The 1,176-nt window shown below is 69.6% G+C and carries 2 pseudogenes; both read left to right on the top strand.

The window, feature by feature from the left end:
* A pseudogene (locus tag AC5WRT_RS38870) lies at positions 1 to 385 on the top strand (hypothetical protein); the annotation flags it as partial.
* Positions 386 to 636: 251 nt separating this feature from the next.
* Positions 637 to 1,111, top strand: a pseudogene (locus tag AC5WRT_RS38865) (integrase core domain-containing protein); the annotation flags it as partial.
* Positions 1,112 to 1,176 lie beyond the last annotated feature (65 nt).

Here is a 1,176-nt window from a genome sequence, read left to right as displayed (position 1 = left end):
CTCCGCACGTACCGCGGTGTACGCGGTGACGGCGGTCGCCTGCCTGCTCAGCCTCGTCGCGGGTTTCGTGCGCACTCGGCGCGCACCGGCGGAGATCCCCACCCCCGAACAGGCATGGCGGGAGCACCGTTCCCGCCAGCGCAGGAACGCCGCCTGGGCCGCAGGCGGCCGCTGGACGCTGCTGCTCCTCGCACCCGTCCTGCCCGCTATCGTCGCCTGGGCGATCGGCACCTGGGCCGCCCCGACGCTCACGCGCCGCACCGCTGCCGAGATCGGCGCCCGCCAGGACTACGAGCGCCGGGTGCGCGAGCAGGAGGAGCGGGCCGAGGCCGCCCGACCGCTCCCGCCCCGCAACCGGGCCGAGCGCCGCCACGGACGCTGCTGAGCGAGAGCCCGGCCGATTGCCGACCCCATCTGCGTCGTCGCCCAGTTGAGCGGCCCTTCCTGCTCGAAGCGGTGTGGACGTTGAGAGCGGCAGGACTATTACCGGGCGGGCATCGCCTCGCCCCGCTGCGAGGGCCTGGTCGGCTTCTGGGACCGGTTCACGTTCACCCGCCCCGAACCGCCCCTGTTCTACGCCGACTCCAATGCCTATGCGGGCCGCCTGACACTGGCCCACTACGTGACTCGATGCCACAGGGCCGGCGCGGCGGCCGCAACAAGTACTTCCAGTTCACCGCGATCGACGACTGCACCCGCCTGCGCGTCCTACGGATCTATCCGACGCTGAACCAGGCCACCGCCGTCCAGTTCCTCGACTACGTGCTGCAGCGTCTGCCATTTCAGGTCGAGGTCATCCAGACCGACAACGGCGCCGAGTTCCAGTCCGCCTTCCACTGGCACGCGCTCGACAAGGGCATCGCCCACACCTACATCAAGCCCCGCACCCCACGCCTGAACGGCAAGGTCGAACGCTCCCATCGCATCGACGCCGAAGAGTTCTACCGGCTCCTGGACGGCGTCATCATCGACGACGCCCAGGTCTTCAACGACAAGCTGCGCGAGTGGGAGGACTACTACAACTACCATCGCCCCCACGGCGGCCTTCGGCGGCCTCGGCGGCCAGACACCCTACGAACGCCTCAAGCAGAAGACCACGGCCCAGGCGTAATCGGTGATCGTCAGTGGCACAACCGAGCCGATCCAGCCGGGTGAGCAAACCGAGGGGATCCCGAC

This window comes from Streptomyces sp. NTD91 (genome assembly GCF_059510455.1).
Note: the sequence above shows the minus strand (reverse complement) of the source record. Positions and strands in the feature narration are given on the sequence as shown.